This is a genomic window from Pseudonocardia sp. MH-G8 (assembly GCF_002262885.1).
In the GTDB taxonomy this organism is placed as follows: domain Bacteria; phylum Actinomycetota; class Actinomycetes; order Mycobacteriales; family Pseudonocardiaceae; genus Pseudonocardia.
In genome coordinates this window covers 122025-144480 of sequence record NZ_NKYF01000025.1, presented here as the reverse complement: position 1 = coordinate 144480, position 22456 = coordinate 122025, and the positions used below count along the sequence as shown (strand labels likewise).

Below are 22456 nucleotides of genomic sequence, written 5' to 3'. Positions count from 1 at the left end.
ATCACGCCGCCCGGATTCGCGCCACGCACCCCATCGACGCGTGGCGGCGGCGGCATGACCCGGTGAACGTCCGTGGCCGGCGGGCCCCGGACGGGCGGGCCGCCGTCCCCCGTGCGAGCTACCCGCGACTGCCCACCCGAGGGTGACGATCCACGGCGGACGCGCTCCTAGGTTCGGTTCGAGCTCGCGGCCCTCCCCCGCGACCGTGCCGGAAGGACGGAACCGATCTTGACCGCACCGATCGCCGGATCGAACAGGAACCCGCGTGGGGTGGTGCGCGTGGCCGCCCGCGTCGCCGTGCCGACCCTCGCCCTGCTCGCCGGCTACCTGACGAGCACCACGCTGCTGTCCCTGCTCGGGGTGCCGGCGCTGCCGACCGCGCTGCTCACCGCCGCGCTGCTGCTGGGTGTGTTCGCGCTCGTGGTCGGCTGGTGGGAGCAGCGGCCGGCCGTCGAGCTCGGGCGCTCCGGCGCCGGCCGGGAGCTGGTGGGCGGCCTCGCGCTGGGTGCGGCCCTGTGCGCGGTGACCGTCGGGATACTGGCGCTGCTGGGCGTCTACCACGTCGACGGGCTCAACCCGCTCGGCGTGCTGTGGCCCGCGGTCGCCAGCGCCGTGCTGGCCGGTGTGTTCGAGGAACTCCTCACCAGGGGCGTGTTGTTCCGGGTGCTGGAACGCGCGCAGGGCACCTGGGTCGCGCTGGCCGTCAGCGCCGCCGTGTTCGGCGCGTTGCACCTGGTCAACCCCGGCGCGACCGTGACCGGAGCCGCCGCGATCGCGGTGGAGGCGGGCCTGCTGCTCGGGCTCGCCTACGTCGCGACCGGGCGGCTCTGGCTGCCGATCGGGCTGCACATCGCCTGGAACGCCACGACAGTCGGGGTGTTCGGCTCCCCGGCCTCGGGCGTCCCGTTCGACGGGCTGCTGCAGGGCCGGCTCACCGGCCCCTCGCTGCTGTCCGGGGCAGGCTTCGGCGTCGACGGCTCGATCGTCACCGTGCTCGCCTGCCTGGGCGTTGCGGCGCTCCTGCTGCGATCGGCCCGACGCAACGGGCGGATCGTCGCGCGGAACGGCTCCCCTACTGCCCCGCGCCCGTGAAGAGGTCGCCGGTGTAGTACTCCGACGGCTCCACCGGCGCGTCGAGCTTGCCCGCCGCGACGAAGTAGTCGTTCATGCCGGCCAGCCACTTCGTCACCGTGCCGTCGGTGGTCAGCCGGTCGAGCTCGGCCACCGGCAGGACCTGCACGTTGCCCGCGTCCGCCTCCACCTGGGCGGCCTCGATGCCGAGCATCGCGGCCGTGGCCTCGATGGTGGGCCCGGGCTGGTCGGTGCGGTACTGCATGGCCTCGCGCAGCGCCGCGAGCACGCGCGTGGTCTTCTCGGCCTCGTTCGCGACGACGTCGTTGCCCGCCACGAAGGCGGTCGGGAACGCGACCGTGTCCTCGAAGTCGGTGTTCTGTGCGAGCTCGACGAGGTCGGGGACCTGCTGCTTCACCGTCGCGAGCGCGGGGTACCAGAAGCCGGCCGCGTCGACCTGCTTCGAGGACAGGGCCGCCACGATCGCCGCCGGCTCCATCGGGACGCGCTCGATGTCGTCGACGGTCATCCCCGCCTCCTCGAGCGCGAGGGTGAGGATCATGTCGCCCGACGTGCCCTCCGGCACCGCGACGGTCTTGCCGCGCAGGTCCTGCATGCTCGTGATGCCCGCCTGGGCGACCACCCGGTCCGCCTCGCCGAGCGTGTTGATCGCCACCACCTTGGCCTGGCCGGACGCCGGCAGCCACATGGCGCCCGGGCCGATGTAGCCGAAGTCGAGGTCCCCGGTGCCCAGCGCCTGGATCTGCAGCGGCCCGTTGGTGAAGACCTTCGGCGTGACGTCGAGGCCGTGCTTCTCCCAGATGCCCTCCTGCTCGGCCACCGCGAGCAGGCTCGTGCCGTTGAAGTCGCCGATGTAGCCGAACGTGACGTCGATCGTCTCGCCGCCCTCGCCGCTCCCACCGCCACCGCAGGCGGTGAGCGCGAGGGCTGATGCTGCGACGACGCCGAGCAGCTTCTTCCGAAAGTTCATCGCCCGTCCTTGGGGGAATTGGAGATCGGAGTGGTTTCCTGGTGGTAGACCGCGTGCCAGACCCGGTTGCGCAGCTCGGCGAAGGCAGGGCTGAGCCGCACCTCCTCGGTGCGCGGGTAGGGCAGGTCGACGTCGATGACGTCGAAGACGCGGCCGGGGCGCGCCGCCATCACGACCACGCGGTTCCCGAGGAACACGGCCTCGTCGACGTCGTGGGTGATGAACATGACCGTGCGCTTCTCCTGGCTCCACGTCGTGAGGAGCTGTTCCTGCAGCTTCACCCGGGTGAGGGCGTCGAGCGCGCCGAAGGGCTCGTCCATCAGCAGGATCGTCGGGTTCACCGCGTAGGCCCGCGCGATCGCGCACCGCTGCTTCATCCCGCCCGACAGCATCTTGGGCAGCGCGTCGGAGAACTGTTCGAGCCCGACCATCCGGATGAAGTACTCGGCGCGCTCGCGGCGCTCGGCCTTGCCGACCTTGGCGGTCCGCAGGCCGAACTCGACGTTCTGGCGGACCGTCAGCCACGGGAACAGCGCGTACTGCTGGAAGATCACCCCGCGCTCCGGACCGGGACCGGCGACGGGCTTGCCGTCCACCAGCGCCTCGCCCGCCGTCGGCTCCTCGAGCCCGGCGAGGATGTTCATCAGCGTGCTCTTGCCGCATCCGGACGGTCCGACGGCCGTCACGAACTCGTTGTCGGCGATGTCGAGCGAGACACCGTCGAGCGCCACGAAATCCTCGTTGCCCAGCGCGAAGGTCTTCCTGACGTCCCGCAACACGATCTTGGCCGCTGCGGTGTCCGTGGTCGTGGTCATCGGCGCTCCTGCCATCCGGTGAGCCTGGTCTCGGCGAAGAGCAGCAGGCGGTCCATGACCAGGCCGAGCACGCCGATCACGGCGATGCCGACGAAGATCGTGGGGAGGTCGTAGTAGATCTGCGCCGCCTGCATCCGGTACCCGATGCCCTGCTGCGCGGCGAGCAGTTCGGCCGCCACGAGGGTGGCCCACGAGGAGCCGAGCCCCACGCGCATCCCGACGAGGATGAAGGGGGTCGAGGCCGGGACGACCACCCGCAGGAAGATCGTGCCGTCCTTCGCCCCGAGCACCCGGGCCGCGTTGAGCAGCGTGCGGTCCACGCTCACCACGCCCTGGAACGTCGAGATCACGCAGGCGAGGAACGCGGCGAGGAAGATCACGAAGATCTTGGGCAGCTCGCCGATGCCCATCAGCACGAGGACGAGCGGCAGCAGCGCCAGCGGCGGGATCGTGCGGAAGAACTGGATCCACGGCTCGAACAGTCCGCGCCCGACCGGGTACCACCCCATCAGGAACCCGACCGGGATCGCGGCGGCCGAACCGAGCAGGAAGCCGGCGAGCACGCGCCCGAGGCTCGCCATGATGTCGGCCTGCAGGATGCCCTGCCCGAGCAGCGCCACCGCCTTCGTCACGACCTCGGGAGGCGTCGGCAGCTGCAGCCCGGTGCCCGAGAGCACCCACCAGATCGCGATACCCGCGATGATCGACACCGCGTTGAGCAGCAGGATGCCGGTACGTTTGCTGACGCGCCTGGCGCGCGGGCCGCCGGTACCCCGGTCGGCGCCCGCCACGTTGCGCTCGCTCACGACGGTCATGGCGAGGTCCTCTCGGGCCGGATCGCGGTCATCGGGTCGAACTCCTCGACGTGGGGGGCTGGTGGATCATGGGCGTCCCGGCCGGGTAGGCGGCCAGGATCGGGGACTGGCGGAACAGCGCGGCGATCGCGCCGACGGCGCCCGCGAAGTCGGTGCGCTCGGACGCCTTCACCGACGGCATGGCCTCGTCGACGGACGAGAGCTCGTAGCGCAGCGTCGCCGCGATGTGCTCCACGATCGCGGGCGCGACGCGGGTGATCTCGCCGCCGATGACGATGCTCGCGGGGTTCACGGCCATGGCGGCGGCGCCGAGCGCGCGCCCGACGGCGCCACCGGCCGCACGGAGCACCTCGTCGACGACCGGCTGGGAACGCGCGGCTTCGCGGCCGATGTCGTCGAGGGTCTCGACGTCGACGCCGCGCGCGCGGATCTCGGCGAGGATCGCGGGCACCGAGGCGACGGTCTCCACGCATCCCTGCTTGCCGCAGCGGCACCGGCGCCCGCCCGGCACGGCGGTGACGTGCCCGAACTCCCCGGCCAGCCCGGCCGCGCCGGTGACGAGCCGGCCGCCGACGACGAGCCCGCCGCCGACGCCGTCGGACAGGCGCACGTAGAGCAGGTCCTGCACGGCGGCACCGCTCGCGCTGATGGCCTCGGCGAGCGCGGCGAACCGGGTGTTGTTGTCGACGATCACCCGCGCGCCGAACCGGTCGGCGAACACCGCGTCGATGCCGCGCGCGGACTCCGCACGGCCCCAGCCCTCCCGCGGCCCGACGAGCGGCGTGGTCGGGTACGGGCCGATCACCCCGATGCCGATGCCCTGCAGCGCGCCCAGGTGCAGGCCGCCGCCGACCGTGACGCGCTCGATGAGGGTGAAGGCCGCGCCGAGCCGTTCGTCCCACGTGGACGGGTCGCCGTAGGCCTCGGAATCCGCGGCGATGACGTCGTGGGAGGCGTCGGCGACCGCGATCTGCACGCGCCGGTGCCCGAAGTCGATGCCCATGTACTGCCCGGAAGCGGGGTCCAGCGCGAGCCGCTCGGCGGGCCGGCCGCTGCCCTCCCGCGATGCGGCGTCCGTGTCGACGACGACGATCGCGCTGTGGGCGAGCAGGGTGCCGGTGATCTCGGAGATCGTGGTGCGGGACAGCCCGACGAGGTCGGCGATCTCGCCGCGGCTCAGCACGCCGTGTTCGCGCAGGGCCCCGAGGACGCGTTCCTCGTGGGTCCTGCGAACGAGACCGTGCACGCCGGCGTGCTTCACCCGGCCAGAATGGGAAGCCGCAATTTTTCCGTCAACAGCCCGGCGGAAAGATTCCGGTAATTCTCCGACTCCTGTGCAGAAGTGCGCGCGCGGGGCGCTCGGTGGCAGGCTCTGACCGTGTCCGCGCTGCTCGACGCGCCCCTGCTGAGCGGCCCCCTGCCGTGGGTCGTCACGGGGGCCGGTGTGGCGGGCGGGTTGTTCCTCCTCGCCGGCCGGCGGCGTCGATGGTGGACGCAGGCCGTGCCGGTCGCGCTCGTGGGTGCCGCGGCCGTGACGGCGCTCGTGGCCCTGCTGGTGGACCGGGTGTGGCGGCCGTTCCCGGACCCGGTGCCGCTGCCGGTGTTGCTGCTGTGCGGCGCCGTGCTCGCCGCGGCCGGCCTGGCCGTGCTCGGGATGCGGGCCCGACCGTGGCCGGGCCGCGTCGGCGCGGCACTGGCCGTGGTGCTGGTGCTCGCCGGCTGCGCGGAGGGGATGAACCTCGTCTACCGGGAGTACCCGACGCCGCGCACGGTGCTCGGGCTGCCCGCCGTCGACGAGATCCCGTTCACGCAGGTCCCGCTGCGCGAGCAGGTCATCGCGGCCCGGTCGGGACTGCCGCTCTCGGCGGTCTGGCGTCCGCCGGCGGGGATGCCGGACGCAGGCGTGGTCACCGAGGTCGCCATCCCCGCCCCGGAGTCGGGCTTCGCGGCGCGCCCGGCGTGGCTGTACCTGCCGCCTGCCTACCTGTCGCGGCCGCGGGCGCAGCTGCCGGTGCTGGTGCTCCTGTCCGGCCAGCCCGGCTCGCCGCGCGACTGGCTCGACGGCGGCGAACTCGCCCGGCGCATGGACGCCTTCGCCGCCGCGCACGACGGGCTCGCACCCGTGGTGGTCATGGCCGACCACCTCGGCGCGCCGCTGGCCAACCCGCTCTGCATGGACTCCCGCCTCGGCAACGTGGCCACCTACCTGTCCGTCGACGTCCCCGCGTGGATCCGGGACACCCTCCAGGTGGACCCGGATCCGGCGGGGTGGGCGATCGGCGGCTTCTCCGACGGCGGAACCTGCGCGCTGCAGATGGCCGTGACCGCGCCGCAGGTGTACCCCACCTTCGTGGACATCTCGGGCGAGGACGAGCCCACGCTCGGCGACCACGCCACCACCGTCCAGGCCGCGTTCGGCGGGGACGAGGCCGCGTTCACGGCCGTCAACCCGCTCGACGTGCTCGCGGTGCGGCAGTTCCCGGACACCGGCGGCTACCTCGTCGCCGGCCGCGACGACGCCGTGTACCGCCCGCAGGCGCAGCGGGTGTTCGTGGCGTGCCGGGCGGCGGGCATGGACGTCTCGTTGCACGTCCGCCCGGGCGGCCACACGTTCGAGGTGTGGGGGCCCGGCCTCCAGGAGGCCCTGCCGTGGCTCGCCACCCGACTCGGGATGACGCCGTGACCCGGCGCCTCGCCGGACTCGCCCGGGCCACCGCGCGGATGGTGCGGCGGGCGCCACTCGCCGTGGCCCTGGTCCTGCTGGTCTGGGCGTACGGGCTCGCGACCCGCAGCCTCCCTGCCGGGCCAGGACCGCGGCTGCTCGAGCGCGTGGGCACCGGCGTCGGGCCGCTCGCCGAAGGACGCTGGTGGACGCCGCTCTCGGCGATGCTCTGGTGGGGCAGCGTGGGCGCGGCGGTCGCGACGAGCGCGCTCGTGCTGCTCGGCGGTGCACTGGCCGAACACCGCATCGGGGCCGCGCGCACCGCGGCGCTGCTGGTCGGCACGCAGGTGCTCGGCACGCTCGCGGCGCTCGCCCTGGTCGCGGCCGGTGCCGCACTGGGTGGGGGGTGGCCCGCCGACCTGGCCGCGCAGGTGGTGGTGGGCGCCGCGCCCGGCGCCGTCGGGCTCGTCCTCGCCGCCAGCAGCGTGCTCTCGGCGCTGTGGCGACGCAGGCTGCGGCTGCTGGTGCTCGCCGCGCTGGTGATGCTGGTGGCCTACTCGGGCGAGCTGCCCGACGTCCTGATGCTGTGCGCCGGTCTGGTGGGGCTCGCCGCCGGACCGCTGCTGCCGGGACGCGCCGACCGGCAGCCGGGCCCGTCGAGCCGCACCGAGGTGCGGATGCTCGTGGCGCTGCTGGTGGCCGCCTCGGCGGTCGGCCCGCTCGTCGCCGCGATCGCCCGGGCACCGGTCGGGCCGCTCTCGGTGCTGCAGTTCGTGGTGCTCTCCCCGCCGCCGGACGCCGCGACCGTCCAGCAGATCTGCGCCACGGCGCCGGCCGACCAGTGCCGGTCGCTGCAGGCACAGCTGCGCCTCTCCGGCGTGGGCCCGGCGCTGGCCTCGGCGGTTCCGGTCCTGCTGCTGCTCGTCGTCGCCGACGGGCTGCGCCGCGGCCGGCGCGCCGCGCTCGTCGTCGGGATCGCGGTGAACCTCGTGCTCGCCGCGCTCGGCGCGCTGCTCGCCGTGCTCGTCGTGTCGACACCGGTCGAGCAGCTGCTCGTCTACCAGTCGGCGCCCGGCGCGCGCCGGATCCTCGCCCTGGCGCTGCCACCGCTGCTGCCGCTCGCCGTGGCCGTGCTGCTGTGGTGCACCCGGCGCCGGTTCGCGGTGCGCGCGCCCACCGGCACCTACCGCAGGCTGCTGGGCGTCGCGGCCGCCGTGCTCGCGGCCGTGAGCACGGCGTACGTGCTCCTCGGCGCCGCGGTGGCCCACCAGTTCGACCGGCCGCCCACCGCCGGGCAGCTGCTCGCCGACCTCCCGCTGCGCTTCCTGCCGCCCGGGTACCTCGGCGAGGTCGAACCGGACTTCCTGCCCCAGGGCCTGCTCGCCACGCTGCTGTTCGAGTGGACCGGCGTCGTGTTCTGGCTGGTCGTGGCCGCCGGGCTGCTGGTCACCTTCGGCCGCCCGCGCGCCGACCCCGGCGCCCGCGACGCCGAGCGGGCGCGGGAGCTGGCGCGCCGCGGCGGATCGGACCTCGCCTGGTTGACGACCTGGGCCGGCAACTCCTACTGGTTCGACGCCCGCGGCGAGGCGGCCGTCGCCCACCGCGTCATCGGGTCGGTCGCCGTCACCACCGCCGACCCGATCGGTGCGCCCACCGGCGACACCGTGGCCCAGTTCGCCCGGTACTGCCGCGAGCACGGCTGGACGCCGGCGCTCTACAGCGTCACCGACGACACCCGCGCCGCGTGCGACGCGCTGGGCTGGAGCTCGGTGCAGGTGGCCGAGGAGACCGTGCTGCCGCTGCCGGAGCTGGCGTTCACCGGGAAGAAGTGGCAGGACGTGCGCACCGCGCTGAACCGCGCCGCGAAGGCCGGGATCACCGCCGAGTGGACCCGCTACACCGATGCCCCTCCGGCGCTCACCGACCAGGTGCGCGCGATCAGCGAGGAGTGGGTGGCCGACAAGGGACTGCCCGAGATGGGCTTCACCCTCGGCGGCCTCGACGAGCTCGCCGACCCGGAGGTGCGCTGCCTGCTCGCCGTGGACGGCGACCGCACCGTGCACGGCGTCACCAGCTGGCTGCCGGTGCACCGCGACGGGCTGGTCGTGGGCTGGACCCTGGATTTCATGCGCCGCCGCGACAGCGGCTTCCGCGGGGTCATGGAGTTCCTCATCGCCTCGGCCGTGCAGCGCTTCCAGGCCGAGGACGCGCAGTTCCTCAGCCTCTCCGGCGCCCCGCTGGCCCGCCTGGACCGCGGCGAGCAGCCCGCCGCCCTGCAACGCCTGCTCGACGTGCTGGGCCGCACCCTCGAACCGGTGTACGGGTTCGGCTCGCTGCTGGCGTTCAAGGCGAAGTTCCAGCCGGAGTACCGGGCCCTGCACCTGTGCTACCCGGACCCGGCAGCCCTCCCCGCCATCGGCCTCGCGATCGGCAGGGCGTACCTGCCCGACCTGACGGCCCGCCAATCCGCGCGTCTGCTCGCCCGCCTGCGCTGAACGCGCCGCTCCACCTGCACCTTGGAGCCCATAGTGCTGTCAGGTGCCCCTCCTCCGACGCAGGTTGGCTCCAAGGTGCTGACTGCTCGGGCACTGGACACGCGCCTCCTGCAGATGTACATGTATGTACATGACCGAACAGGTAGCCCACTCGAAGCGGGCCCGGCTGGTGGAGGACCTGGCCGCGCACATCCGCACGGGTCGCCTCACCCGCGGCGACCGGCTACCCGGGGAGAACCAGCTGGCCGCCCGGTACAGCGTCTCCCGCGGCACGGTCCGCAGCGCCCTCGCCGAGCTGCAGCGCCGCGCCCTGATCACCACCGAGGGCGGCGTCGGCTCGTTCGTGACGTTCGACGGGGTGCCGCTGGACCAGGGCGTCGGCTGGGCCCGGGCCCTCTCCGACTCCGGCGCCGAGGTCACCACCGAGCTGCTGGGCATCGCGGCGGGCGGCGAGCCCGGCGTCGAGGAGCGGGAAGGGCCGCTGGTGACCGTCCGCCGCCTGCGCCGCTACCAGGGCCGCCCCGTCTCCGTCGAGACCTCCTCCCTGCCGGCCGTGGGCCTCCTCGCGGACCTGCCGGCCCGCGGCCTCGTCGACGGCTCCATCACCGCGACGCTGCGCGCGGCGGGCCTGCACGGCAACGGCGGCGAGCAGTGGATCTCGATGGAGCCGCTCGACGGCGCGGCCGCGGCGCTGCTCGAAAGGGAACCGGGAACGCCGTTCCTGCGGGCCGTGCGCGTGACGCGGAGCGCGGGCGGCGGCCTCGTCGAGCAGGTCGTCAGCCTGCTCGACCCCGCGCACTTCCGCTTCCACCTGACCTTCGGGGAGCAGGGGTGATCCGGGACCGCGCGCTCGGCGCCCTGTACGGCCTCGCGCTCGGCGACGCGCTGGGCATGCCGACGCAGTCGATGTCCCGGCCCGCGATCGCCGCGCGCTACGGCGTGGTGGACCGGCTCCTCGACGGCGCGCCCGACCAGCCCATCGCGCCCGGCCTGCCCGCGGGAACCGTCACCGACGACACCGAGCAGGCGTTGCTGCTGGCCCGGCTGCTGATCGAGGGCGAGGGCAGCGTCGACCCCCTCGCGTTCGCCACAGCGCTGGAGGACTGGGAGCAGGACATGATCCGGCGCGGGTCGCTGGACCTGCTCGGCCCCTCGACCCGGCGCGCGCTGACCCGCCTGCGCGACGGCGAGTCCCCGGACGAGACGGGGCGCGACGGCACCACCAACGGCGCCGCCATGCGCGTGGCACCGGTCGGCATCGCCGTCGCCGGGCCGCGCCTGCTCGACGCCGTCGTGGCGTCGAGCCGGGTCACCCACCACACCGGCCTCGGCATCGCGGCGGCGGCGGCCGTGGCGGCGGCGGTATCCGCGGGCATCGCCGGTGCGGGCCTGCCTGCCGCACTGGACGCCGCCGAGCGGGCCGCCGCGGCCGGGGCGACCCGCGGGCACTGGGTGGCGGGCGGCGACATCGCCGCGCGCCTGCGGTGGGTGCGGGGCTGGGTGCGCGGCATGTCCCGCGCGGAGCTCGCCGACGCGGTGGCCGAGGTCGTCGGCACCTCGGTGGCCGCGAACGAGTCGGTCGTCGCCGCGTTCGCGCTGGTCGAGGCCCTGGGTGCGGACCCGCGCGCCGCGCTGACCACCGCTGCCTCGCTGGGCGGCGACACCGACACCGTCGCCGCGATCTGCGGTGCCGTGCTGGGCGCCCACCACGGCGTCGCCGGGCTGCCCGCGGACCTGCTCCACCAGGTCCGCACGGTCAACCGGCTCGACCTCGACACGACCGTCGACGGGCTGCTCGCCCTCCGCTCCCACCTCAGCTGAAGGAGGCCGCGATGGCCACCGAGACCACGACCGACACCGCGTCCACCCTCGAGACACGGGGCATCGAACCCGTCCCGCCCGACGAGCGCCACGGCCGGCCCGGCCAGCTGTTCTGGGTGTGGTTCGCCGCCAACATCTCGATCCTCGGGCTCCCGCTCGGCGCCACGCTCGTCGCGATGGGCATGACGGTCTGGCAGGCGGTCATCGCGGCCGTGCTCGGCGCGGTCGGCTCGTTCGCGATCGTCGGCGCCATCTCCATCGCCGGCCGCCGCGGCGGCGCGCCGGGGCTCACCCTGTCCCGGGCGGTCTTCGGCGCACGCGGCAACATCGGCCCGACCCTGATCTCACTGCTCTCCCGGCTCGGCTGGGAGACCGTCAACACCACGACGGCCGCGTTCGCCCTGCTGTCGCTGGCCACGATCCTGCTCGGCACCAGCCCGCAGGCGAAGGACCACCCGGTGCTGACGATCGTGTGCATCGCGGTGTTCGAGGTGCTCACGGTGCTGGTGGCCGGTCTCGGGCATGCGTTCCTGGTGGCGGTGCAACGCGTCGCGACGTGGGTGTTCGGCGCGCTGAACATCGTGGTCGGCGGGTTCCTCGTGGCGACGGTCGACTGGGCCGCGATCGGCGCCGCCTCGCCCGCACCGGTCGGCGTCGTGGTCGCCGGGGTCGGCGTGATCGCGGCCGGCACGGGAATCGGCTGGGCCAACGCCTCGGCCGACGTCTCCCGCTACCAGGCGCCCGCCGTACGGGCGGGCTCGCTCGTGCTCTCGGCCGCGGCCGGCGCGGGCATCCCGCTGGTGCTGCTGATCTCGCTGGGCAGCATGCTCGCGGCGGGCGACCCGTCGCTCGCCGACGCCGGGGACCCGGTGGCCGCGATCCGCGCGATGCTGCCGACCTGGATGGCGGTGCCCTACCTCGTCGCCGCGTTCGGCGGGCTGCTCCTGTCCAACCACCTGTCGGTCTACTCCGCCGGGCTCACCACGCTGACGCTGGGCATCCGCGTGCGGCGGGTGTGGGCCGTGGTCGTCGACGTCGTGGTGACCTTTCTCGGCGCGATCTACTTCATGCTGGTCGCCGACGGCTTCTACACCCCGTTCATCGCCTTCATCAGCGCCCTCGCCGTGCCGATCACGGCCTGGGTGGCGGTCTTCGCGGTCGACATGCTGAAGCGGCACCACTACGACCCGGTCGCGCTGCTGGACACCTCGCGCACCAGCGCCTACTGGTACCGGTCCGGCGTGGAGCCGCGGGCCGTGGGCGCGTGGGCGACGGCGATCGTCGTGGGCTACCTGTTCGCGACGATCGGGCCGTCCGACGGCCCCTGGTTCACCGGGCCGCTGTCCGCCACCTGGCTGGGCGAGAACGGCCTGGCCTGGGTGATCACGTTCGTCGTCGGGGCGGGCGCCTACGCGGCGCTGGGCGGCGCGCGGGAGCCGCGGTCGTGAGCGGGCAATTGGTCCACACCGGGCAGGTCGTGATCGACCTGGTGATGCGGGTGCCCGCGCTCCCGCCGGTCGGCGGCGACGTCCTCGCCTCGAACACCGTCGAGCAGCCCGGCGGCGGGTTCAACGTCATGGCCGCGGCCGCCCGCGCCGGTGCCGACGTCGTCTACACGGGCGGGCACGGCAGCGGCCCGCGCGGCGACCTCGCCCGCGCCGCGCTGGCCGCCGAGGGGATCACCGTGGCCCTGCCGCCGACCCCGGACGCCGACACCGGCCTCTGCGTGGTGCTCGTCGACGACTCCGGCGAGCGCACGTTCGTCACGGGCAGCGGCGCCGAGACCGCGGTGGCCGGCACCCCGCCGCCCGTCGCCGCGGCGGACGTCGTCTACGTCAGCGGGTACAGCCTGCTCGTCCCGGAGAAGGCCGAGCAGATCCTCGCGCTGACCGGCGGTTCGGTGCTGGTGGATCCGGGACCGCTCGTGGCGGAGATCGACCCGGCGCTGTGGGCCCGCACCCTGGCGCGGACGTCGGTGCTGAGCTGCAACGCCCGCGAGGCCCGGCTCCTCTCCGGCCGGACCGACCCGGCCGACGCCGGGCGCGCGCTGGGCGCCGTGCTGCCCGACGGAGCCGTGGTGGTCATCCGCGACGGCGCCGCAGGCTGCCACGTGGTCCGCGACGGTGTGGCCGAGCACGTGCCGGGCGTGCCGGTGGACGCGGTGGACACCAACGGCGCCGGCGACGCCCACTGCGGCGTGCTGGCCGCCGAACTGCTCCGCGGGGCTGATCTGCGTGAGGCGGCGACCCGGGCGAACGCGGCCGCGGCGCTCGCCGTCACCCGCGCAGGCCCGGCCACCGCCCCGACCCGCGCCGAGGTGGACGCCCTGCTCGCCCGCCGCTGAAGCGCACCTCGAGATCGACACCATGGGGCTGCGCCACGTCTCTGAGCCCCATGAGGTCTACCTCGCGCGAGTTCTACGAAACGGCCACGCTGGCTCCGGGGCCGCTGCCATGCTCCGGACGTGGACGAGGTCGCCGGCTGGCCGAGAGCGTTCCGCGGGTCCAGCGCAGTTGCGGCCGGGCTCGTCACCTGGGACCTGCTTCAGGGCCCGCAGTTCCTGCGGCTGTTCCCCGACACCTACGTCACTCCGGAGCAGATGCCGCCGGACCTGACGCTGCGCTCGCACGCGGCGTTCCGCTACGTCGAAGGAATCGGCGTGCTGTCGGGTTACTCCGCGGCCGAGATCCTCGGGGCCTCGTGCGGCCCCTGGGACGCGCCGGCCGAGGTCACCGTGCCCCACCGCGGTCAGCGACCCGCCCCGGGGTTACTGGTGCACCGCACGCAGCTCGCGCACGGCGAGAGCACCGAGGTGCAGGGCGTCCGCGTCACCAGTCCGATGCGGACCGCCTATGACCTCGCCCGCCGCGGCGGGTTGGTCGAGCGGGTCGTCGCGGTGGACCGGCTCGCCAACGTGCACCACTTCTTCCCGGACGTGTTGCTGCACTTCGCCCCCCACAACCCCGGAGCGCGCGGCAACCGCGACATCGCACAGGTGCTCGCGCACGCCGATCGCCGCTCCGGTTCGCCGGCCGAGACGCGGCTGCGGATGCTGATCGTGCTGGCCGGGCTGCCCCGCCCCGAGGTGCAGTGGGTGGTGCAGGACGAACGCGACGGCACCGCGGTATGGCTCGACCTGGCCTGGCCCGAGCAGATGTTCGCTGTGGAGTACGAGGGCGCCGATCACACCACCCCTGACCGCGTGCTGCGCGACGTCGGCCGCTACACCCGTCTGGTCGACGACGGCTGGCGGATCTACCGGTACACGAAGTTCGAGATCCGTCGCCGGTCGGGCCTCATCATCGGCCAGCTCACGCGGGCCCTGGAACGCGCGAGATAGACCTCATGGGGCTCAGAACGCCCGCTACTCCCCATGAGGTCTACCTCGCGGAGCGGTCGGCCGACACTCCCCCGTCGCCGGATCGCCCGTCACGCCGCGTGTCGGTAGGCCGGGTAGTCGAGGTATCCGGTGTCGCCGCCCTGGTACCAGGTGGCCTGGTCGTCCTCGACGATCGGCAGCTGCGCGCGGAGGCGTTCGACCAGGTCGGGGTTGCTGATGAAGGCCCGCCCGAAGCTGATCAGGTCGGCGCCGAGGTCGAGCCAGTGGTCGGCGGAACTGCGGTCGGTGCGTTGCGGGCCCATCGGGAAGGCCGGGTTCACGATCAAGGGCCCGTCCCAGGCTTTGCGCAGCTCGAGCAGCGTGTCCGTGTCGGTGGTCGCCTCGAGGTGGATGTAGGCCAGGTCGAACCGGCTCAGCTCGGCCAGCAGGGCGGTGTAGAGCTCCGGCACATCGGACTCCTGCGCGCCCCACAGCCCGGCCCCCGGCGAGAGCCGGATGCCCGTGCGCCGTGCACCGATCGCGTCGACGGTCGCCTCGACCGCCTCCACCGCGAACCGGATGCGGCCCGCGATCGTGGCGCCGTAGGCGTCGGTGCGCAGGTTGGCGCTGGAGGACAGGAACTGGCCGATCAGGTAGCCGTTCGCGCCGTGCAGCTCGACCCCGTCGAACCCCGCGTCGACGCCGAGGCGGGCCGCGTCGGCGTAGGAACGGGCCTGCTCGGGGATCTCGGCGGTGGCCAGCGCGCGCGGGACGGGCGCAGGCCGCGGGCCGTTCGGGGTGAAGACATCGCCCGTGGCCGGCACGGCGGACGGACCGACGGGCTGCAGGCCGGTGGTGTCGGGATGCGAGACCCGGCCACCGTGCATGATCTGGGCGAAGATCCGGCCGCCGTTGACGTGCACGGCGTCGGTGACCGGCCGCCATGCGGCGACCTGCTCCGGCGTGACGAGCCCCGGGGTACCGGGGTTGGACTGGCCGATCCGGTTGGGCTGCACGCCCTCGCTGACGATGAGGCCTGCGGTGGCGCGCTGGGCGTAGTAGGCGGCCATCGACGGCGTCGCCCGACCGTCTGCGGTCGCGCGGACGCGGGTCATGGGCGCCATCACGACCCGGTTGGGGAGGGCCAGGTCGCCCAGCTGGTAGCGGTCGAACAGGGTGTTCACGGTCCGGCTCCTCGGTCCTCGGGATATCGATGCACGCGGTGGGCGAGCACCACGTACGCTAGGACCTGACACTGACGTCAGAGGCGAGGTTTTGCGTCGTGGATCACAGGAGGAGGTCGCCGTGCGGATCGGGGAACTCGCGGAGCGGGCCGGGGTGAGCGTCCGGTCGCTGCGCTACTACGAGGAGCAAGGCCTGCTGAGCAGCACCCGCAGCTCGGGCGGGCAACGCCACTACACCGAGGACGCGGTCGAGCGCGTGCGCTTCCTGCAGCGCCTCTACGCCGCCGGCCTGTCCAGCCGAACCATCGCCGAGCTGCTGCCCTGCGTCGACTCCCCCAGCTCCGAGACCATGGACTCCGCGTTCCACCGGATGATCGAGGAGCGCGACCAGCTCACCAGCCACATCGAAGGGCTGATCCACACCCGCGACGCCCTCGACCGCCTGATCGAGGCCAACCGCAGCCACTCCTCCCGCATGGCCCTCGCCGGAGGAGCGCCAGCCACGACGTGAGCGCGGCCGTACCGCGCCCCCGTCCCCCGCGAGTCGCGCCCCCCTCCCCGCGAGTCGGGGTCTCCTCCCCGCGAGTCGTGGCCTCACCCCCGCGAGTCGGGGTCTCCTCCCCGCGAGTCGTGGCCTCACCCCGCGAGTCGTGGCCTCACCCCCGCGAGTCGCGCCCCCTCCCCGCGAGTCGCGGCCCTCCCCGCCAGTCGCGCTGTCATCCCCGCCAGCCGCGCCACTCTCCCCGCCAGTCGCGCCGTCATCCCCGCGAGTCGCGCTGCCCCTCCAGTCGCGCCACCCTACCCGCCAGCCGCGCTGCCCTACCCGCCAGCCGCGCTGCCCTACCCGCCAGCCGCGCTGCCCTACCCGCCAGCCGCGCTGCCCTACCCGCGAGTCGCGTTGCCCTACCCCGCTAGCCGCGCCCCCCTCCCCACGAATCGCGCCGGCGTCTTAACCGCAGCCGCGTCGAGGCCGCGGTGCCGGCAGCACATTCGGGCGGCCTTCACCTCGCCATGATCGTTCCGGCAAGTTCGTGGCGGTCGTGCGCACCGCACTCAGGTACGTCTCGCGGGCGGTGATCGCTACGACCCGCACGTGAGCGTCGCCGGCGCAACCGCCAGGCACAGCTCGGTGCGATCACCGATCAAGCGGCCCGCAACCGTGGGGACGACCGACCGCGACCGGCTGGTTCGGGCTCGAGGGGGCCCGACTCGCGGGGGTGAGACCCCGAGTCGCGGGGGTGAGACCCCGAGTCGCGGGGGTTGGCCCCGACTCGCGAGGGTTGGCCCCGACTCGCGGGGGTTGGCCCCGACTCGCGCGGGCGGGGTCCCGACTCGCGGGGGTGGGGGTCCCGACTCGCGGGGGTGGGGTCCCGACTCGCGGGGAGGGGGCGCGACGGGTGTGCCGGGCCCGCTTCTGCCTGATTCTGTCAATATCTTGACAGAAGGCATGCCGCAATGTTGACGGAATGGCGCGCCGGCTTCCAGGCTGACCCGGTGCCCCAACGTCGGCGCGCCCACGAGGCGTGGCTCCTCGAGCACCTGCGCAGGCACGGTCGTGCCAGCCGGGCCGAGCTCGTCGACGCGACCGGGCTCTCCCGCGCGACGGTCTCGGCGCTGACGGCCGACCTGCTGGCCGCGGGGAAGGTGGTCGTGACCGAGACGCCCGATCCCGGACGCCTCGGGCGGACCCCGCAGAGCCTGGCGCTCAACCCCGCCGCCGGGCTCGTCCTCGGCCTCGACTTCGGCCACACCCGCGTCGGAGTCGTGGCCGCGGACGCCGCTCACGAGATCGTCGGCTCCGCCACCCGCCCCTACCCGCGCTCGACGCCGTGGGAGACGCGGTGCGCCATCGCCGTCCGGCTCGCCCGGAAGGTGCTCGGCGAGCAGCCGGACGCCGCCCTCGCGGCCGTCGGCATCGGGATCGCCGGCAGCATCAGCGACCGGCCCGCGGTCGTCGAGGCGATCCGCGAGGCGTTCACCGCCGCGTTCGGGGTGGCCGTCCGCACCGACAACAACGCGCGGCTCGCCGGGCTCGCCGAGTCCGTCTGGGGCGCGGCGCGCGGAACCCCCGACGTGCTGTACGTGCGGCTGTCCAGCGGCGTGGGCGGCGCGGTGATCCTCGACGGGCGCGTGCACCGGGGTCGTGGCGACACGGCGGGCGAGTTCGGCCACGTGTGCCTCGACCCCACCGGTCCGCTGTGCCGCTGCTCCAACCGCGGTTGCCTGGAGTGCTACGTGCGCGTGGAATCCGTCCTCGCGCACGGCGGCGTCACCACGGTCGCCGGGCTCGCGGAGGCGCTCGACCGCGACGAGCCTCGGGCCCGCGCCGCCGTGACGGAGGCGGGCCAGCGCATCGGGCTGGTCCTGGCCGGCGCCGGCAGCGTGCTCGACGTGGCGACGGTCGTGCTCGGCGGGGACCTCGCCGCGCTGCGCGAGCACCTCGTGCGGCCCGTCCGCCAGACCCTCGCCCGCCACCTGCACCCCGACAAGGTCGACGACGTCACCGTCCGCACGGCCGAGCTCGGTGATCTCGACGGTGCGCTGGGCGGCGTGGCCCTCGTGCTGCACGACCCGTCGATCGCGTTCACCGGCCCGCTCTCGCCACGACACCTCCCAGGATCGGCATGACACCCACGAACGTCCTGTTCTTCCTCACCGACCAGCACCGCACCGACACCCTGGGCGCCTACGGCAACCACGTCGTGCGCACGCCCGTGCTCGACGCCGTGGCCGCCGAAGGCACCACGTTCGACCGCTTCTACACGCCCACCGCCATCTGCACGCCGGCGCGCGCCAGCCTGCTGAGCGGCGCGGCCCCCTACCGCCACCAGCTGCTCGCGAACTACGAGCGCAACGTCGGGTACCGCGAGGAGCTGGCCGACGACCAGTACACGTTCGGCCAGGACCTGCGCGCCGCCGGCTACAACGTGGGGCTGATCGGCAAGTGGCACGTGGGCACCCGCCGCACCGCGGCCGACTACGGCTTCGACGGCCCGCACCTGCACGGCTGGCACAACCCCGTCGACGCCGCCGAGTACGAGGCCTACCTGGCCGAACACGACCTGCCCGGCTACGCCATCACCGACGAGATCCGCGGCACGTTCCCCAACGGCACCCCCGGCAACCTGCTGGCCGCGCGCCTGAAGCAGCCGGTGGAGGCCACGTTCGAGTACTTCCTCGCCGAGCGCGCGATCGCGATGCTGCGCCGCTACGCCGAGGAGCCGGGCCGGCCGTTCTTCCTGGCCACCCACTTCTTCGGCCCGCACCTGCCCTACATCGTGCCGAGCGAGTACTTCGACATGTACGACCCGGACGACGTCACGCTGCCCGCGTCGGTGGCCGAGACGTTCGAGGGCAAGCCGCCCGTGCAGGCCAACTACTCGGCGCACTGGACCTTCGACACGATCCCCGAAGACGTCTCCCGCAAGCTCGTGGCCGCGTACTGGGGCTACGTCACGCTGATCGACGAACAGATCGGCCGGGTGATCGACGTGGCGCGCGAGCTCGGGCTCTACGACGACGCCGCGGTGTTCTTCTCCGCCGACCACGGCGAGTTCACCGGCGCGCACCGGCTGCACGACAAGGGCCCGGCGATGTACGAGGACATCTACCGCGTGCCGGGGGTCGTCCGCCTGCCCGGCGGGGTGCCCGGGCAGCGCAGCGACCGGTTCGCCACCCTGATCGACCTCACCGCCACGATCCTCGACGTCGCCGGGCTCGACCCCGCGAAGGCCGTGGACGGGGCCTCACTGCGCCCGATCGCGCACGGTGACGACAGCGGGTGGCGCGAGGACCTGGTGCTCGAGTTCCACGGCCACCACTTCCCCTACCCGCAGCGCGCCCTGGTGACCGACCGGTACAAGCTCGTGGTCAACCCGGAGTCGGTCAACGAGCTCTACGACCTGCGCGACGACCCGGACGAGCTGCACAACCGCTACACCGATCCCGGGCACGAGGCCGTCCGTGGCGAGCTGCTCGCCAACCTCTACCGGCAGCTGCGCGACCGGGGCGACAACTTCTACCACTGGATGACGTCGATGTACCCGGTGGGCGGCAAGGACCACGACGCGTCGCTGAGCTCCTTCGAGACGGCCGGCACCTCGTGATCACCCGGCGCGGATTCCTCGCACTCGGCGCCGCGGCGGTGGGTGGCGCGCTCGCCGGCTGCTCGGCGACCATCGACGCGAACGCGGCGCGGGTGCCGGCGGCGGCGTTCCCGGGCGAGTACACCGGCCCGCCGCGGACGCTGCAGTTCTGGAACCCGTTCACCGGCGGCGACGGGCCGACGATGGCGAAGATCGTCGACGCCTTCAACGCCGCGCACCCGCAGATCACGGTCGAGATGACCTCGCTCAACGCCGACGACATGTACGCGAAGGTGCTGCCCGCCGTCGGCGCGGGCCACGGCCCGGACGTGGCGATCATGCACCTCGACCAGCTCTCGACGTTCGCGATCCGGGGCACGATCGTGGTGCTCGACGACCTCGTCGCGGGGCTCGAACTCGGGCGCGACGACTTCGTGCCCGCCGTCTGGGAGCAGGGCACCTACCAGGACCGCCGCTACGGCATCCCGCTCGACGTCTTCACGGGCGCCCAGTACTGGAACACCGAGGCGTTCGCCGCGGCCGGCATCAGCGGACCGCTGAGCGGCGACACCTTCGACGCCGCGATGGCCGCCCTGCAGGGGTCCGGGGTGGAGAACCCGTACTGGGTGGCGTCGGACCGCTGGCAACTGTTCGTGGGCCTGCTCGGCCAGTTCGGCGGCAGCCTGTTCGACGAGGCCGGGACACGGGCCACCTTCGCCTCGCAGGCGGGCGTCGAGGCGCTGACGTGGATGCGGGCGACGGTGGAGCGCGGGTACAGCCCGCAGGGGGTCACGAACGACCGCCCGCCGCTGAAGAACGGTTCCTCGGCGTTGCTCACCGATCTGCCCGCCACGATCCCGGACCTGCGTAAGACCGCACCCGACCTCGCCTGGGACGTCGCACCGCTGCCGCAGATCGGAACGCGCCCGGGTGCGTTCGCCAACTCGCACAACTTCGTGCTCACGCAGCAGTCGCAGGCCGACCCGGACGTGGCGCACGCCGCGCAGGTCTTCGTCGACTGGACCAGCCGCAACTCCACGACGTGGGTGGAGGCGGGCATGACCCCGGCCCGCAACCTGGCCCGCGACACCGACGAGTTCCGCGCCGCACCGCAGGCGAGGCTCGCCACCGCCGAGGTGTTCGACAACCTCTTCTTCCTCCCGCAGGTGCCCAGCTCGCGCGACATCGCGGGCAACAGCTACGAGCGTGCTGTCAGCGAGGCGATGCTCGGGCGCGCCGCACCGGCCGACGCGCTCGCGTTCGCCCAGGACACCGCGCAGCGCCAGCTCGACGACTTCCGCGAGCTCTACACGTCATGACCGACAACGCGACATGACCGACAACGCGATGACCGACCACCCGATCCCGAGGACGCCATGACCACCAGCACGATCGCGGCGCCGCGATCCGACGCGCCGACCGTCGCGCCGCCCCCGGCACGGGCGCTGCGCGGCAAGCCGTGGACGCCGTACGTGTTCCTCGCCCCGTTCTTCGTGCTGTTCGCGGTGTTCGTCCTGCTCCCGATCGGGCTCGGGCTCTGGGCGAGCCTGCACCGCTGGAGCCTCGGCCTGCCCCACCGGCCGTTCGTCGGTGTCGACAACTACGCCGACCTGGTCAGCGGCGAGAGCGTCCTGTCGGTGGAGTTCTGGAAGGGCATGCGGGCCACCGCGATCTTCACGGTCGCGAGCGCGCCGCTGCTCGTGGTGGTCCCGTTCGGCCTCGCGCTGCTGCTCAACCGCGCGTTCCCCGGCCGCACGTTCTTCCGGGCCGCGTTCTTCGCGCCGTACGTGCTCGGCGTCGCGGTGACCGGGCTGCTGTGGAACTACCTGCTCGACAGCCGGCTCGGCCCGGTCAACCAGATCCTCGGCGCCGTCGGGCTGCCCGACGACATCGCCTGGACGACGTCGCTGCCCGCGGGCTGGGTCGCGCTCGTGATCGCGACGCTCTGGTGGACGCTCGGCTTCAACACCGTCATCTACCTCGCGGCACTGGCCGACGTACCGGCCGAGCTCTACGACGCCGCGAAGGTCGACGGCGCGGGGGCGTGGCAGCGGTTGTGGGCGGTGACGCTGCCGGGGATCGCGCGGGTGCTGCAGTTCGTCGTGATGATCACGATCATCGCCTCGGCGAACATGTACGGCCAGTCCGCGCTGATCACCCGGGAACAACCGGGCAAGGCCACCCGCACGGCGATCGGCTTCATCGCCCACACCGGCATCGAGGGTTTCGACATCGGCTCGTCGTCGGCGATGAGCATGATCCTCGCCGTCTCGCTGATGGTCGTGAGCGCCATCGTGTTCCTGCTTTTCCGGAAGGTCGGTGACCAGGAATGACCACGACCACTCCCGCCGCGCCCACCCGCCGGCGCCGCAGGCCCCGCGTCGGGCTGGCGATCACGCTCATGGTGCTCACCGCGCTCATCGCGTTCCCGCTCGCGTTCATGCTCTCCACGTCGTTCAAGTCGCCGCAGGAGGCGAACGCGCTCGACTTCTCCCTCTGGCCGAACGACCCGACGATCTCGGCCTACGCGGAGATCCTCACCGACCCGCAGGTGCCGGTGCTGCGCTGGCTGGGCAACAGCCTGCTCACCGCGGTGCTGCACAGCGCGCTCGTCGTCGTGCTGGCCACCACGGCCGCCTACGCGCTCGCGCGCATGGAGTTCCGGTTCAAGCGCACGCTGTTCGTGCTGATCATCGCCACGATGTTCGTGCCCGGGATCATCTTCCTGATCCCGCACTTCCTCATCGTCAACCAGCTCGGCTGGCTCAACAGCTACGCGTCGCTGGTGGTGCCCTCGGCCGCCGGGGCGTTCGGGGTGTTCTTCCTGCGCCAGTTCTTCCTCGGCATCCACTCCTCGCTCGAGGAGGCCGCGATCGTCGACGGGTGCAACCAGTGGGGCGTCTTCTGGCGGATCATGGTCCCGCTGGCCGGCCCGGCGATCGCCACCCTTGCCGTGCTGTCGTTCCTCACCAGCTGGAACGACTTCCTGTGGCCGGTGTTCGTGCTGTTCAGCAACGACATGCTGACGCTGCCGGCCGGGCTCGACCAGCTGCAGAGCGACAACACCACCCGCTACGACCTGCTGATGGCCGGCGGCGTGATCGCCAGCGTCCCCGTGCTCATCGTGTACGTCCTCGCCCAGCGCTACATCATCGAGGGTGTCTCGCAGGGCGGCGTCAAGGGATGAACCACCTCCAC

19 protein-coding genes are annotated in these 22456 nt (G+C 73.4%); 14 read left to right on the top strand and 5 right to left on the bottom strand.

Annotated features, from left to right (window positions below):
* Positions 1-279: 279 nt before the first annotated feature.
* On the top strand, positions 280-1092 hold the full coding sequence (locus CFP66_RS36580) for a CPBP family intramembrane glutamic endopeptidase (protein ID WP_143517476.1): 813 nt from the start codon (positions 280-282) through the stop codon (positions 1090-1092).
* On the opposite strand, the gene CFP66_RS36575 is transcribed toward CFP66_RS36580, so the two are convergent.
* Genes CFP66_RS36575 through CFP66_RS36560 form a run of 4 tightly spaced genes read right to left on the bottom strand, consistent with a single transcriptional unit; the run spans position 1073 to position 4953 of the window.
* Positions 1073-2062, bottom strand: coding sequence for an aliphatic sulfonate ABC transporter substrate-binding protein (locus tag CFP66_RS36575; protein WP_094929918.1), 990 nt, complete (start codon positions 2060-2062; stop codon positions 1073-1075). The two genes, CFP66_RS36580 and CFP66_RS36575, sit on opposite strands and share 20 nt — an antisense overlap.
* Positions 2059-2877: an ABC transporter ATP-binding protein gene (locus tag CFP66_RS36570; RefSeq protein ID WP_094929917.1), complete on the bottom strand. Its 819-nt coding sequence runs from the start codon at positions 2875-2877 to the stop codon at positions 2059-2061. Before CFP66_RS36570 ends, CFP66_RS36575 begins: the two co-directional genes overlap by 4 nt.
* A complete protein-coding gene (locus CFP66_RS36565; protein ID WP_094929916.1) occupies positions 2874-3692 on the bottom strand; it encodes an ABC transporter permease in 819 nt (272 codons plus the stop codon). The genes CFP66_RS36570 and CFP66_RS36565 overlap by 4 nt, the downstream gene beginning before the upstream one ends.
* A gap of 28 nt (positions 3693-3720) precedes the next feature.
* Complete coding sequence (locus CFP66_RS36560) at positions 3721-4953, bottom strand: ROK family protein (RefSeq protein WP_198961906.1); 1233 nt, start codon at positions 4951-4953, stop codon at positions 3721-3723.
* Positions 4954-5070: 117 nt separating this feature from the next.
* Between CFP66_RS36560 and CFP66_RS36555 the strand changes: the two genes are divergently transcribed.
* From CFP66_RS36555 to CFP66_RS36525, 7 genes are all read left to right on the top strand, one after another.
* Positions 5071-6375, top strand: coding sequence for an alpha/beta hydrolase family protein (locus CFP66_RS36555; RefSeq protein ID WP_094929947.1), 1305 nt, complete (start codon positions 5071-5073; stop codon positions 6373-6375).
* Positions 6372-8849 carry a bifunctional lysylphosphatidylglycerol flippase/synthetase MprF gene (locus tag CFP66_RS36550; RefSeq protein ID WP_198961905.1) on the top strand — a complete coding sequence of 826 codons (2478 nt, stop codon included), beginning with the start codon at positions 6372-6374 and terminating at the stop codon, positions 8847-8849. The genes CFP66_RS36555 and CFP66_RS36550 overlap by 4 nt, the downstream gene beginning before the upstream one ends.
* A 124-nt stretch (positions 8850-8973) precedes the next feature.
* Positions 8974-9684 (top strand): GntR family transcriptional regulator, encoded by a 711-nt coding sequence (locus tag CFP66_RS36545; RefSeq protein WP_094929915.1) that lies wholly within the window; start codon positions 8974-8976, stop codon positions 9682-9684.
* The gene (locus CFP66_RS36540) at positions 9681-10670 is read left to right on the top strand and encodes an ADP-ribosylglycohydrolase family protein (RefSeq protein WP_255413918.1); all 990 of its coding nucleotides are present in this window, start codon (positions 9681-9683) and stop codon (positions 10668-10670) included. The genes CFP66_RS36545 and CFP66_RS36540 overlap by 4 nt, the downstream gene beginning before the upstream one ends.
* A gap of 11 nt (positions 10671-10681) precedes the next feature.
* Positions 10682-12118, top strand: a complete 1437-nt coding sequence (locus CFP66_RS36535) for a cytosine permease (protein WP_094929914.1) — start codon at positions 10682-10684, stop codon at positions 12116-12118.
* Positions 12115-13014 (top strand): PfkB family carbohydrate kinase, encoded by a 900-nt coding sequence (locus CFP66_RS36530; RefSeq protein WP_094929913.1) that lies wholly within the window; start codon positions 12115-12117, stop codon positions 13012-13014. The genes CFP66_RS36535 and CFP66_RS36530 overlap by 4 nt, the downstream gene beginning before the upstream one ends.
* Positions 13015-13134: 120 nt before the next feature.
* Positions 13135-14010 (top strand): hypothetical protein, encoded by an 876-nt coding sequence (locus tag CFP66_RS36525; protein WP_094929912.1) that lies wholly within the window; start codon positions 13135-13137, stop codon positions 14008-14010.
* An 89-nt stretch (positions 14011-14099) separates the two neighbouring features.
* On the opposite strand, the gene CFP66_RS36520 is transcribed toward CFP66_RS36525, so the two are convergent.
* Positions 14100-15173: an alkene reductase gene (locus CFP66_RS36520; protein ID WP_094929911.1), complete on the bottom strand. Its 1074-nt coding sequence runs from the start codon at positions 15171-15173 to the stop codon at positions 14100-14102.
* A gap of 121 nt (positions 15174-15294) precedes the next feature.
* Here CFP66_RS36520 and CFP66_RS36515 point away from each other — a divergent pair, with 121 nt between their 5' ends.
* The 6 genes from CFP66_RS36515 (at position 15295) to CFP66_RS36490 (ending at position 22445) form a co-directional block, all read left to right on the top strand.
* The gene (locus tag CFP66_RS36515) at positions 15295-15684 is read left to right on the top strand and encodes a MerR family transcriptional regulator (RefSeq protein WP_094929910.1); all 390 of its coding nucleotides are present in this window, start codon (positions 15295-15297) and stop codon (positions 15682-15684) included.
* A gap of 983 nt (positions 15685-16667) precedes the next feature.
* Positions 16668-17801 carry an ROK family transcriptional regulator gene (locus CFP66_RS36510; RefSeq protein ID WP_158228336.1) on the top strand — a complete coding sequence of 378 codons (1134 nt, stop codon included), beginning with the start codon at positions 16668-16670 and terminating at the stop codon, positions 17799-17801.
* A complete protein-coding gene (locus CFP66_RS36505; protein ID WP_094929908.1) occupies positions 17798-19279 on the top strand; it encodes a sulfatase-like hydrolase/transferase in 1482 nt (493 codons plus the stop codon). Before CFP66_RS36510 ends, CFP66_RS36505 begins: the two co-directional genes overlap by 4 nt.
* On the top strand, positions 19276-20577 hold the full coding sequence (locus tag CFP66_RS36500; protein ID WP_094929907.1) for an extracellular solute-binding protein: 1302 nt from the start codon (positions 19276-19278) through the stop codon (positions 20575-20577). Before CFP66_RS36505 ends, CFP66_RS36500 begins: the two co-directional genes overlap by 4 nt.
* A gap of 57 nt (positions 20578-20634) precedes the next feature.
* Positions 20635-21591 carry a carbohydrate ABC transporter permease gene (locus CFP66_RS36495; RefSeq protein ID WP_094929906.1) on the top strand — a complete coding sequence of 319 codons (957 nt, stop codon included), beginning with the start codon at positions 20635-20637 and terminating at the stop codon, positions 21589-21591.
* Positions 21588-22445, top strand: coding sequence for a carbohydrate ABC transporter permease (locus tag CFP66_RS36490; RefSeq protein WP_094929905.1), 858 nt, complete (start codon positions 21588-21590; stop codon positions 22443-22445). The genes CFP66_RS36495 and CFP66_RS36490 overlap by 4 nt, the downstream gene beginning before the upstream one ends.
* The last annotated feature ends 11 nt before the right edge of the window (positions 22446-22456 follow it).